This window comes from Kribbella pratensis (assembly GCF_004365355.1).
GTDB lineage: Bacteria > Actinomycetota > Actinomycetes > Propionibacteriales > Kribbellaceae > Kribbella.
The window spans coordinates 1,096,583-1,108,876 of sequence record NZ_SODP01000001.1 but is presented as its reverse complement, the minus strand read 5'-3'; the positions used below and the strand labels follow the sequence as shown (position 1 = coordinate 1,108,876).

At 68.4% G+C, this 12,294-nt stretch carries 12 protein-coding genes; 3 read left to right on the top strand and 9 right to left on the bottom strand.

Annotated elements, in window-relative coordinates; translation table 11 throughout:
• Positions 1-84: 84 nt before the first annotated feature.
• From EV653_RS05155 to paaA, 6 genes are read right to left on the bottom strand one after another with little or no spacing between them, the layout of a single operon-like run.
• Positions 85-699 (bottom strand): hypothetical protein, encoded by a 615-nt coding sequence (locus EV653_RS05155; RefSeq protein ID WP_134098431.1) that lies wholly within the window; start codon positions 697-699, stop codon positions 85-87.
• A gap of 27 nt (positions 700-726) precedes the next feature.
• Positions 727-1,815: a 1,2-phenylacetyl-CoA epoxidase subunit PaaE gene (gene paaE / locus EV653_RS05150; protein ID WP_134098429.1), complete on the bottom strand. Its 1,089-nt coding sequence runs from the start codon at positions 1,813-1,815 to the stop codon at positions 727-729.
• 25 nt (positions 1,816-1,840) lie between these two features.
• Positions 1,841-2,308 (bottom strand): 1,2-phenylacetyl-CoA epoxidase subunit PaaD, encoded by a 468-nt coding sequence (paaD, locus tag EV653_RS05145; RefSeq protein ID WP_134098427.1) that lies wholly within the window; start codon positions 2,306-2,308, stop codon positions 1,841-1,843.
• Positions 2,302-3,036 carry a 1,2-phenylacetyl-CoA epoxidase subunit PaaC gene (gene paaC / locus EV653_RS05140; protein WP_134098425.1) on the bottom strand — a complete coding sequence of 245 codons (735 nt, stop codon included), beginning with the start codon at positions 3,034-3,036 and terminating at the stop codon, positions 2,302-2,304. The genes paaD and paaC overlap by 7 nt, the downstream gene beginning before the upstream one ends.
• The gene (paaB, locus tag EV653_RS05135; RefSeq protein ID WP_131351625.1) at positions 3,033-3,311 is read right to left on the bottom strand and encodes a 1,2-phenylacetyl-CoA epoxidase subunit PaaB; all 279 of its coding nucleotides are present in this window, start codon (positions 3,309-3,311) and stop codon (positions 3,033-3,035) included. The genes paaC and paaB overlap by 4 nt, the downstream gene beginning before the upstream one ends.
• Positions 3,308-4,216, bottom strand: a complete 909-nt coding sequence (paaA, locus tag EV653_RS05130) for a 1,2-phenylacetyl-CoA epoxidase subunit PaaA (protein WP_134098423.1) — start codon at positions 4,214-4,216, stop codon at positions 3,308-3,310. Before paaA ends, paaB begins: the two co-directional genes overlap by 4 nt.
• A gap of 163 nt (positions 4,217-4,379) precedes the next feature.
• On the opposite strand from paaA, the gene EV653_RS05125 reads away from it, so the two are divergent.
• The 3 genes from EV653_RS05125 (at position 4,380) to EV653_RS05115 (ending at position 8,033) form a co-directional block, all read left to right on the top strand.
• Positions 4,380-5,576 carry a DUF418 domain-containing protein gene (locus EV653_RS05125; RefSeq protein ID WP_238159575.1) on the top strand — a complete coding sequence of 399 codons (1,197 nt, stop codon included), beginning with the start codon at positions 4,380-4,382 and terminating at the stop codon, positions 5,574-5,576.
• A gap of 18 nt (positions 5,577-5,594) precedes the next feature.
• Positions 5,595-6,206: a GNAT family N-acetyltransferase gene (locus tag EV653_RS05120; protein ID WP_134098421.1), complete on the top strand. Its 612-nt coding sequence runs from the start codon at positions 5,595-5,597 to the stop codon at positions 6,204-6,206.
• A 105-nt stretch (positions 6,207-6,311) separates the two neighbouring features.
• Entirely contained in the window at positions 6,312-8,033 is a 1,722-nt protein-coding gene (locus EV653_RS05115) for an alpha/beta fold hydrolase (RefSeq protein WP_134098419.1), read from the top strand.
• A gap of 428 nt (positions 8,034-8,461) precedes the next feature.
• Here EV653_RS05115 and EV653_RS05110 read toward each other — a convergent pair whose 3' ends face one another.
• The 3 genes from EV653_RS05110 to dapB all read right to left on the bottom strand — a co-directional run bounded on the left by EV653_RS05110 (position 8,462) and on the right by dapB (position 12,285).
• Positions 8,462-10,972, bottom strand: coding sequence for an ATP-binding protein (locus EV653_RS05110; protein WP_134098417.1), 2,511 nt, complete (start codon positions 10,970-10,972; stop codon positions 8,462-8,464).
• 122 nt (positions 10,973-11,094) lie between these two features.
• Positions 11,095-11,538: a hypothetical protein gene (locus tag EV653_RS05105; RefSeq protein ID WP_134098415.1), complete on the bottom strand. Its 444-nt coding sequence runs from the start codon at positions 11,536-11,538 to the stop codon at positions 11,095-11,097.
• Entirely contained in the window at positions 11,539-12,285 is a 747-nt protein-coding gene (gene dapB, locus EV653_RS05100; RefSeq protein WP_134098413.1) for a 4-hydroxy-tetrahydrodipicolinate reductase, read from the bottom strand.
• Between the last annotated feature and the right edge of the window lie 9 nt (positions 12,286-12,294).

Sequence of the window (12,294 nt, the reverse complement as noted above, 5' to 3'; positions counted from 1 at the left end):
GTGGCGAACGGCTCGGCCCCCGATCTCCGAGTCGTGGATTGTGGTTGCGCTGGGCGACCATAATTCACGACTCGGCGGCGGTGGTCAGTCGCGTGCAGTTCCTTGGGCTTGGGGGCGGGTCGCGCGTGCGGCCGACGGCTGGGCGGGGGCGGTGCTGGTGGACTCGTTGGCGGACTCAGCAGCGGGGCGGGTGGTCGGCGAGACGACGCCGGCGCCGGCATGGCGCTGGACGTCTGCCAACTCCTGAAAGTGGGCTCGCGTGATCGCGCCACTCATGACCAGGTGTGCCTCGTCCCCCGCCTCGTGTGCCACGGTCTCGTACTCGCCGCGCAGGACGCGGTCAGCCGCCCGGCCGGCCAATCGACCGAGCCGGCTGTCGCCGGCTTCGACCGTCAGGCGAGCGTCGACCTGGGTGGCGATGGCCAGCGCCGCCCGTCCCGCGGTCGCCGTCCGATCGTCCGCCGGCACGCGGTCGAAGTGACGGCTGGAATTCATGGTCGCCTCGACAACCGTCTGCAGGCGCTCCCCCGGCAAGGCGGCCGCCAACTGGCTGGAGAGCTCCGCCGCGGGCCGGCCGGACGGCCCCAGGTCGTGCACGATCGCGTCGAGCAACGCGGGACGCAGCGAGCTCTCGACGTTCGCGATGAACTCCCGTTCCTGGGTGCTGATCGGACGTGGGGCGGGAATGGGCTCGGTCATGCGACCGGAGTGAATCAGGCCGAGGGGTCAGGCGTCGAAGTCGAGGGTGACTGTTGGGGTCGTGGGGTGGGATTGGCAGGTGAGGACGTAGCCGGCGCGGATCTCGTCGGGCTCGAGGGCCCAGTTGGTGTCCATGGTCACGGAGCCTTCCAGGAGCTTGGCCCGGCAGGTGCCGCAGACGCCGCCCTTGCAGGCAAAGGGTGCGTCGGAGCGTACGGCGAGGGTCGCGTCGAGCACCGCCTTCGAGTGCTCGCCCAGCGGGAACGTCGAGCGTCGGCCGTCGAGGATGATCGTGACTTGCGCGGCGTCCTCGTCCGTGGTCGTTTCCTCGATCGGGGCCTTCGGGGCTTCGTCTCCGACGTGGAACAACTCGGCGTGGACGTGCTCGCGCGGCACCCCCTTGCCCAGCAGGAGTTCCTGCGAGTCGACGACCATCGCGTACGGCCCGCACAGGAACCACTCGTCGACGGACTCCAGCGGCAGGATCGTCGCGAACATCCGCTGCAGGCGATCAGCGTCGATCCGTCCGCTGAACAGCTCGACCTCGGTCGTCTCCCGGGACAGCACGTGGACGAGGTGGAGGCGTTCGGCGTACCGGTCCTTCAGGTCGGCCAGCTCATCGGCGAACATCACCGACCCCGCGGTGCGGTTGCCGTACAGCAACGTGACACGGCTGAAACGCTCGACGGCCAGGATCGTCGCGACGAGCGACAGCACCGGCGTGATGCCACTGCCCGCGGCGACGAACGCGTAGTGCTTGGTCTGCGAGGGATCGAGGGTCGTGCCGAATCGGCCGAGGGGCGTCATCACCTCGAGTTCGTCCCCGACCTCCAGTTCCTGGGCGGCGTACGCCGAGAACTCGCCGCCGGGGATCCGCTTGACGCCGATCCGCAGTACGCCGGAATCGGCCGGCGAGCAGATCGAGTAGCTCCGGCGGATCTCCTCGCCGCGGCGGCGGATCGTCAGGTGCTGGCCGGCGGTGAATTCGTACTCCCCCGCCAGCTCGCGGGGTACGGCGAACGTGATCGCGACCGAGTCGTCGGTGATCGCGTCGATCGCGGCGACCTTCAGCGGGTGGAAGGTGGCGCGGCGGCGGGGGGCGACGGTCGTCGTCATCAGATCGCCTTGCTGTGTTGGTTGTTCACAGGGATTTGAAGTGGTCGAAGGGTTCGCGGCAGGTGTTGCAGCGCCAGAGCGATTTACACGAGGTGGAGCCGAAGTGGCTGAGCTCTGTGGTGTCCGGGGAACCGCACAGCGGACAGCGAATGCTCAACCGCAGCATCACCGGCCCAGATGCAGAGGGCGGCGCAATGCCGTAGTCGACGAGTTTCGCCTTGCCTGACTCGCTCATCCAGTCGGTTGTCCAGGCCGGCGAGAGGACGGTTTCTACTCGACCGTCCACGTTCAACGACTGCAGCGTCAGCTCTACCTCGTGCCGGATCAAGTCCATGGCAGGGCAGCCGGAGTACGTCGGCGTGATCGTTACGACGACCTCGTCGCCTTCGTGGCGGACACCGCGGAGTACGCCGAGGTCGGCGATCGTCAGGACCGGGACCTCGGGATCCGGGACCTCGCCGACCGCCTCGAGGATGGCTGCGTCGGTCACCATGTCGCACCAGGGTGGGATCGCGCGACGTGCTGGAGCTCGGCCAGCAGGTAGCCCATGTGCTCGGTGTGACGTCCGAGCCGGCCGCCGGTGTGCTGGTACGAGGACGAGGGTCGCTCGCACGTGGACTCGTCAATGACGGCCAGTACTCGCTCGAGCCAAGCATCGTGGAGCGTTGACGGGTCCACGGCAACCGGCAGGCGCTGCACGAGCGGGTCGGACTCGAAGAGCTCTGCGGTGTAGGGCCAAAGGGCATCCAAACCGGCCTGCATGCGGCGGTGGCTCTCCTCGGTCCCGTCGCCCAGACGGAGCACCCACTGCATCGCATGGTCGACGTGGTACGCGACCTCCTTGACGGCCTTCCCCGCCACACCGGCCAGTGTCTCGTCAGCGCTCGACCGCAGCTCGTCGTACAGCAGGTGCTGGTACGTCGCGAAGTACAGCAACCGCGCCATCGCGAACCCGAAGTCCCCGTTCGGCAGCTCGCACAGCTGCGCATTCAGGAACTCACGCTCGTCGCGGAAGTACGCCAGGTCGTCCTCGGTCCGCCCGTCGAGAGATCCGGCGTACTGCAACAGCGATCGCGCCTGCCCCAGCTGGTCGAGCCCGATGTTGCCGAGGGCAACGTCCTCCTCGAGCTGCGGGGCGGCCGCGATCCACTCAGCGGTGCGCTGCGCGGAGATCAGCGCATCGTCACCGAGCCGGAGTGTGTAGACGAACAGGTCGTTCACAGGTGCTCGACACCTTCCGGGACCTGGTAGAAGGTCGGATGCCGGTACACCTTGTCGCCGGCCGGGTCGAAGAACTCGTCCTTCTCGTCCGGCGACGACGCGGTGATGTCAGCAGCGCGCACCACCCAGATCGACACGCCCTCCTGCCGGCGCGTGTAGACGTCGCGCGCGTTCCGCAACGCCATCGTCGCGTCCGGGGCGTGCAAGCTGCCGACATGGGTGTGCGACAACCCACGACGCGACCGGACGAAAACCTCCCACAGTGGCTCGATCATGCTGCTCGAGCCTCCTTCTTGGCGGCATAAGCGGCCGCGGCCTCGCGCACCCAGGCGCCGTCCTCGTGCGCCTTCACGCGATGCGCCAGCCGCTGCTGGTTGCACGGGCCGTTGCCCTTCACCACGTCGTACAGCTCGGTGTAGTCAGGCTCGGTGAACCGGTAGTGCCCGTCCTCGTACACCAGCCCGTCATCGGGAACCCGGAGCCCGAGCACGTCGGCCTGCGGAACGGTCATGTCGACGAAACGCTGCCGCAGCTCGTCGTTGCTGTGCCGCTTGATCCCCCACGCCATCGACTGCTCGGAGTGCGTCGACGCGGTGTCCGGCGGACCGAACATCATCAGCGACGGCCACCACCAGCGGTCGAGCGCATCCTGGGCCATCGCCTTCTGCTCGGGAGTCCCGTTGCACAGTGTGTAGAGGATCTCGAACCCCTGCCGCTGGTGGAACGACTCCTCCTTGCACACCCGCACCATCGCCCGCGCGTACGGACCGTACGAGCAGCGGCAGAGCGGGACCTGGTTCACGATCGCGGCGCCGTCGACTAGCCAGCCGATCGCCCCGATGTCGGCCCAGGTCAGCGTCGGGTAGTTGAAGATGCTGGAGTACTTCTGCCGGCCGCTGTGCAGCAGGTCGAGCAGATCCGCCCGGTCCACGCCGAGCGTCTCGGCGGCGGCGTACAGATAAAGACCGTGGCCCGCCTCGTCCTGCACCTTGGCCATCAGGATCGCCTTGCGGCGCAGCGACGGCGCGCGACTGATCCAGTTGCCCTCCGGCTGCATGCCGATGATCTCGGAGTGCGCGTGCTGCGCGATCTGCCGGATCAGGGTCTTGCGGTACCCGTCCGGCATCGCGTCCCGCGGCTCGATCCGGCCGTCGGCGTCGATGGTCGCCTGGAAGTCCATACCCGCAGCATATGTGACACTTTTCGTCTGAATCAACAACAAGTGTCACAAAGGTGGTTCTAGGCCCACCGCGGGAGTGGATTCAGGACGCTGGGTACGGCGGCCGACGGCCGGGAGGATCGAGGTAACAGTTCAAGACCTAAACAGTTTTGGAGATCCTCCCGTGACTACCACCCTCGCTCCGGCCATATCAGCCCACTCAGATCATCGCGGGCCTGTCACCGGCAGAGAACGTGCCCTCGCCCCCGACCTGATCCGCGGCGCGATGCTGCTGCTGATCGGCCTGGCCAACAGCGCGAACTTCGCCTTCGCCGGCCAGCCCGGCGTGGAGAGCGCACCGCACGGCTTCGAGCGCATCCTGAACTTCCTCAAACTCACCTTCGTCGACGCCCGGGCGTACCCGGTCTTCGCGGTGATGTTCGGCTACGGCCTGGTCCAGCTCGCCCGCCGGCAGCGGACGTCCGGTACGACGCCGAGCGCAGTACGGCGGATCCTGCTCAAGCGCAACGGCTGGCTGGTCGCGTTCGGCCTGCTGCACGCGACCCTGCTGTACTTCGGTGACTTCCTCGGCGCGTACGGCGTCGTCGGGATCATCTGCACCCTGTTCCTGCTGAATCGCGGCGACAAGTTCCACCGGATCATCCTCGGCGTCTGGGCCTTCATGGCGGTCCAGGTCGTCGTCTTCGCGGCCCGGGGCGTGCTTGCCGTCGTCAACAGCTCCGGTCCCGCGCACCCGCTGACCAATGAGCCGAACCCCTCGCTGGCCGCGACGTCGTACTTCGCGAGCATGGTCGACCGGCTGCACGAGTACCCGACGCACTTCGCCAGTGTCCTGGGCTTCATCGTCATCGTCTGGCTGGGTATCTGGGCCGCCCGCAAGCAGATCCTCGAGAACCCGGCCGCCCACAGGCCCTTGCTGGTCTCGGTTGCCTCGGTCGGTCTCGGCCTCACCGTCCTCGGCGGTCTGCCGTTGGCATTCGTCGGCGCCGGCTGGCTGCACGTGGACGAGTCGGCCGTCGGCGCGCTCAGCTACCTGTCCCACGTCAGCGGGATGTTCGGCGGACCCGGATACGTCGCCCTCTTCGGGCTGCTCGTCGCCCGGATGAACAAGCTTTCCCTACCGGTCCGCGCGATCTCTGCACTCGGTCAGCGGTCGCTGTCGGGCTACCTGTTCCAGTCGGTGGCGTGGATGGTTCTGCTCGCACCCTTCACGCTGGACCTGCGCTTCGGGAGTACGGCGTACACCGCGGCGCTGGTCGCGATCGGGGTCTGGATCATCTCCGTCGTCGGCGCGTACGCGATGAGCAGGCGTTCCTACCGCGGGCCGGCCGAGACCCTGCTGCGGCGGCTCGTGTACTGACTTGCGAGGATGAGAGACATGAGTGACTTCGGCGTACCGGAACCCGCCAACCTCTCCGATCTCTCCGGACAATCCGGTGAGACCCCGGTGGCCGAGACCAGCGTGCGGCTCGCATTGCCGGCGGAGGCGAACGAGATCGGCGAGATTCAGGTCGCGGCCTGGCGGTCGGCGTACGCCGGACTCCTGCCCGCCGACGTCCTGGCCGACCTCGACCCGGCGCAGTTCGCAGCCCAGTGGCGGGCCGCGCTGCTCGCGCCGGGCGAGGCCCGGAACCGGGTGATGGTCGCACTGGCCGGCCGTACGCTGGTCGGCTTCGCGGCCATCACGCCGTCGGACGATCCGGACGCCGACCCGCAGCGGGACGCCGTGATCGCCGAGCTCGCAGTACAGCCGGACGCCACCCGTGCGGGCCACGGCTCCCGGCTGCTGAACGCCGTCGTCGACACGATCCGCGCCGACGGATTCAGCCGGTTGACCGTCTGGGTCAACTCCACCGACGACGTTCTCCGCGCCTTCTACACCGAGGCCGGCTGGGCTCCGGACGGCGCCCACCGTGAGCTGGACCTGTACGGCGACGAGTCGGTCCGCATCAAGCAGATCCGGCTGCACACCGATCCAGGAGACGCGTAGCAGTCGCTCGATCGGCGACGAGCCGGGGGTGGTGCTCGACCGGGTGGCGTGGACATGACAGGTTGTCACGGTCCGATCACGTAACGCCATCCGCTGGAGTTCTGCATGAAGTACCTGACCCTGGCCGTCGGCCTGGGCATTTCCGCTGCTGCCGTTCTCGTCGTACCGGGGTCCGGGGCCACCGCCTCGATGCAGACGGCGACCGTTGTCGACAAGCCGCATCGGGTGGCGAACAAGTACCTCGAGCAGAGACCCGACTGGATCCAGTGCGGCGAAGCCGAGTTCCGCACGTACTGCGCGAAGATCACCGTGCCGCGCGACTGGGCCAACCAGTACTCCGGGAACGACCTCCAGATCGCTGTCAGCAAGGTCGCGCCCGCCAAGGGCAAGCCGAGCCGCGTGGTGTTCGGCAACCCGGGCGGACCGGGTGGCGCCGGCCTCGGCATGGCGCCGTACCTCGCGAGCCAGGCGCCGCTCGCCAAGGACCACCTCACCGTCGGCTTCGACCCGCGAGGCACCGGCGGCAGCACCAACGTCAGCTGCGACGGCAGCCCCGGGTACACGATGGACCCGCGTGACCGCGATCCTGCGAACCAGGCCCTGATCTCCGAGGCCTCGGCCATGGTCAAGCCGTACTGCGACCGCCAGTCCCGCGGGCTCCTCCCCTACATCACCACCGCGCAGACCGTGCAGGACATGGACCTGATCCGGCAACTGCTCGGCTTCGACAAGATCGACTATGTCGGGTACTCCGGCGGCACCTGGCTCGGGGCGTACTACCAGACCTATTTCCCCGACCACGTCGGCCGCTTCGTGCTGGACTCGAACACGGACTTCACCAAGACCTGGTTCGACACGTTCGTCAGCCAGCCGCAGGCGTTCGAGCGCCGGTTCCGCGAGGACTTCGCGCCGTGGGCAGCGAAGTACGACGCCCAACTGCACCTCGGTTCGTCACCCAGTGAAGTCATCCGGACCTACGAACGCCTGCGGCGGGCACTGAAGGAGCGGCCCGCGGTCGAGGAGTTCCTGGACGCGGCAGTTCAGGTGACATACGACCAGAACGCGTTGGACATGATGGTGTCCAACGATATGTATACAAAACTCGACTTCTATTCTCTCGCGGTCGATATGGCATTTATCCGCGACCTTTCCGCGGCACAGGCAAAAGGAGGGCCGCAGGCCGCGCAGCGCCAGGTCGACGGCTTGTCCCTGGCCCGCCAGCAGCAGCTCGTGCAGCGGGCGAACCGGGCACCGGTCGGGCTCCGCACGTTCGGCACGTTCGGCACAGTCGACTCCGAGGATGCGACCTTCAACGCGATCACCTGTAACGACACCGCGTGGCCGCAAGGCCCCGAGACCGGCGCACAGCTGGCCGCGCGCCTCGGTCCGCACTTCCCGCTGATCGGCTGGACGATGACCGAGAACCCCTGCTTCTACTGGAACCGCCCCAACCTCACCATGCCGACGCCGACCGGCAACGGCTTGCCCACAACGCTGATGGTGCAGTCGGTGCACGACCCGGCCACCAGCTACGGCCTCGCCGTCTCGGCCCACAGCAGGTACGCCGGTTCGCGACTGCTGACCGTCACGAACGAAGGCGACCATGGTGTGTACGGCGGCGTGAACCGCTGCGCGGACAGGATCGTCAACACGTTCCTGACCACGGGGAAGGCGCCGGCCAAGGACGTCAGCTGCGCCGGCGAAGGCATCCCGGCACCGGACAAGCTGATGCCCGGCCTCGACGATGCAGGCACCGGCTACAGCAAGGAAACTCCTTTACGAAGGATCGCCGGATTCACAAAAGCTGTTTCCGGATATTTGCGCTGACGACCGTTCGACCGGGGATGTTCGACGGTGGCCGGAATTCGCCTACACACGGGCAGATTCCGATCACCACCGGCGAATTCCGGCCGCTGCTTTCGTTGTCAGGACATATTTGTCAGGGCGATGTCAGGGTTACGTCCCTGTGCGACAGAGCGTGATCACGGCAACCTTGAGTCAGCGCGGAGGAACCGGTCGTCGACTGGGAGGGCTCGATGACGGGTGACCATCGCGGACGTGGCTTCGGCCGGCTGTGAGGTGGGGGGACTGCCTGGGGGGTCAGACAGAAGGCACAGCCGGCCGGGTCACGAAACGCGTGCTCGCGCCTCCAGATCCCTCGCGGGGTACCGTCGATCCCCCAGGTCGTGGTGCCTCGCGAGGCATGTTCAGGTCAGTGTTCAGGCCGGTGTTCAGGCCGGTGTTCAGGCCGGTGTTCAGGTCAGGGTCGGTGAGTCGGCCGCGGCGCCGCCGGGCGGCGGGTAACCGTCGGCCACCGCGGCCAGCGGCACGGCCCGGCCGGCCGACCAGGCGGCCCGGAAGGCCCGCCGTTCCAGCGCGGCTTCGACCGCGGCTCGCGTGGTCTCGCAGTCAGCCTTCTCGATCACCGGCACAGGCGCGCGGATGACCTCCCGCACCCCGTCCGCGGCACCGAGCAGGAACGCGGCGTACTCGCTCCGCTCGCGCTGCTGCGCGACCGCCGCGAGTTCCTCGAGCACACTGGCCGACCGCCACCGATCGCCCAGGTCGCGATGCTCGGCGAGACTCTCGTCCAGCAGGTGTACGGCGCGCTCGGTGTAGCCGCGACGCCGCTCTATGATGCCGAGCTGGTTCAGCGACCAGGCCACGCCCTCGCGGTACCCGAGTCGCTGCGACAGCGCGAGGCTCTCCTGCAACAGGTCCTCCGCCTCGACCAGCTCACCGCTGTACTGCGCGATCGCGCCGAGGCTGATCAGCGACCAGGCCAGGCCTTCCCCGTCGCCGACGATCCGGAAGGCGTCGCGGGCGCGCCGGCACCGGCGCGCGCCGATGTCCAGGTCGCCGCGCAGCCAGGCCACGAAGCCGAGGTGGTTGTGCGCCCAGGCCATCCCGGCGCGGTCGCCGAGACTCTCGTAGAGGTCGTAACTCTCGCAGTGCAGATCCTCTGCGGCGCCGTAGTCCCCGCGTTCGCGAGCAACTCCACCGAGGCGTTGCAGCACGAGCGCAGTACCGGCGGCGTCGTTCAACTCCTTGTACTGACGCAGGGCGGTCTGCAGGCGGTCGGTCGCGGCGTCGTACTCGCACTGGAGGAACGCCAGCGTTCCAGCGCCGAGGTTTGCCTTTGCGCAGGCCGGGGACAGCTCAGCCATCAGGTCGGCGGGCAACGAGTCTCCGAGCGCCAACGCTCGCTCCAGCCAGCGACTGCCCTCGGCGTAGTGGCCGTGCATCGAGCAGAACAGCCACAGGCCGGCGGACAAGCGCAGCGCGGCAGCGGGCGAGCTCGTCCGCAGTGCCCATGCCATCGCGGCCCGCAGGTTGTCCAGCTCGTTCTCCAGGCGGTCGAGCCATTCCTCCTGCGCGGGACCGCGCAGATGTCCCTCAGCCTCTTCGGCCAGGCTGATGTAGAACTGGGCGTGCCGCTCGGCTGCCTCGTCGGTCCGGCCGACAGCCATCAGCCGGTCGGCCGCGAACTCCCGGATCACCGCGAGCATGTAGTACCGCGTGACACCACGCCGCCGGGTCACTCGGATCAAGGACTTGTCGGCCAGCCGTCCGGTGAGGTCCAGCGCTTCAGCTCGCTCCAACGGACCGGGATGCGCCTGCCCGGACATGACCGTCGCGGCCGCGTTCAGCGTCCACCCGCCGACGAAGACCGAGAGCTGGGCGAACACGTCCCGCTCGGCCGGAGTGAGCAGGGCATAGCTCCACTCGATCGCGCCGTACATCGACTGCTGGCGGGGGGACGCGGTCCGCGAACCGCCGGCCAGGATGCCGAACGACGTTTCGAGTTCGGACGCGAGCTCCTCGATCGTCATCACGTTCGTCCGCGCGGCGGCCAGCTCGATCGCCAGCGGCATGCCCTCGAGTCGGCGTACGACGCGGGCGACCTGGTCGAGCTGGCCGGTCGTGTCGTAGCCGCGCGCGGTCGCTCGCTCGACGAAGAGCCGGACGGCCTCCGAGGTCTCCAACTGGTCCTCGTCATGCGGTAACGAGAGCGCCGGCACGACGTACACGCTCTCGCCGGGCAGTCGTAGGAGCTCGCGGCTCGAGGCGAGGATCGACAGGTTCGGGCAGTACTCCAGCAGCGCAGCGCTGATCTGGCCGACCGTCGCCACCACGTGCGAACAGTTGTCGAAGACCAGCAGCATCGCGCTCCGGCCGATCTGCTCGGCGATCTCCTCGACCAGGCGCGTGCTCTCCAGCGGATGCAGGCCCACGGCCGCGGCGACCGCCGGTACGACGCCGGCCGGGTCGGTGAGCGCAGCGAGCTGCACCCAGCAGACGCCGTCCTGGAAACTGTCGGCGACCTCGTTCGCCAGCGCCAGCGTCAGTCTCGTCTTGCCGACCCCGCCAGGTCCCGTCAACGTAAGCAAACGCGTGATTCGCTGCCCCAGCAGGCGACTCGTCGCGGTCAGTTCGGTCGTGCGGCCGATCAGTTCGTTCGTCGGCGCCGGCGGCTGCCGCATCGGCGTACGAGTCGTGTCCGCCTCTTTGCGGGCGGCCGCGGTGAGCCGGGAGCGGTCGGGGTCGCCGAGTCGCAGCGCGTCAGCGAGCAGGCGCAGCGTGTGCGCCCGCGGCGCTCGCCGCCGGCCACGCTCCAACGCCGCGATCGCATCGACGCTCAGTCCGGCTCGTTCGGCCAGCGCCTCCTGCGACAGCCCGGCTTCACGCCGGTGCCGACGCAACAGGCCACCGAATCCGGCCCCCTGCACGTCGTCCGAGCCGCGGCGAGACCCCTCTGATGGCACAGGACGGCCCCACCCAGTCTCCGACCTTTACGTGGCGGCTGCCACGTACCTTCACGAAGGTATCCCGTTCAGCCCCGCGTTGTCAGTGTTCTCGGGTCCTTCACCCTGAACTCCCAAGTAACTCACGAGGTTCTGTCGTGCTGGGAGATCGCGGCCCGCATGGTCGCGCGGGCCCGCTTCCGGTCCCCTGCCGCGTCGTACGCCGTCGACAACCGGAACCAGACGCGCCAGTCGTCGGGGGCTGCTTCCGCCTCGGCCTTGTACTTGCCGAACGCCTCGTCCGCGGCCGCCCGATCGATCCGCCCGGACGGCCGCCGCGGCAGATCGTCGACCGGCAAACCGCCCGACGCCTCCAGCTCGCGCGCCAGTACTTCGGTCTGCCGGCCGAACTGCAGCTCCCGCCACACCAGGTACGCACCCAGCAGCGGGATAACGAGCACGGCGATCCCCAGCACGATCGCGACCGGATCACCGGTCCCGATCAGCAGCACACCGCGCCAGCCAAGCAGGACGGCGTACGCGACGAAAACGACCGCGAGCACGATCGCCGTCCGCTTGGCGCTCATCTACGACAGATCCATGAAGTGTTCGAGGCCGACAGTCAGGCCGGGGGTGCTGCCGATGCGGCGTACGCCGAGGAGGACGCCGGCCATGAACGACGTCCGGGCCATCGAGTCGTGGCGGATCGTCAGGGTCTCGCCCTCGTCGCCCAGCAGGACCTCCTGGTGTGCGATCAGGCCGCGGAGCCGGACGCCGTGTACCCGGATCCCGTCGACGTCCGCGCCGCGGGCGCCGTCGAGGGCGGTCGTGGTCGCATCCGGGATCGGCTTGGACCCGGCCTCACGACGCGCGTCCGCGATGAGCTCCGCCGTACGCCGGGCTGTGCCGGACGGGGCGTCGACCTTGTCCGGGTGATGCAGCTCGACGATCTCGACCGACTCGTAGTACGGCGCAGCCTTCGCGGCGAACTGCATCATCAGCACAGCGCCGATCGAGAAGTTCGGCGCGATCAGTACGCCGGTGGACGGGCTGCCGGCGAGCTGTGAACGCAGCGTGGCCAACCGCTCCTCGTCGAACCCAGTGGTGCCGACGACCGCGTTGATGCCGTGCTCGATGCACCAGGCGAGGTTGTCCATCACGACCTCGGGCCGGGTGAAGTCGACGACCACCTCGGCGCCCGCCGCGGTCAGCTCGTCGAGCTCGTCGCCCTGGTCGAGCCGCGCGACCAACTCACAGTCGGCGGCCTCCTCGACCGCGAGGCACGTCTGAGCGCCCATCTTGCCTTTGGCCCCCAGCACACCGACCTTGATCATGCGTACCCT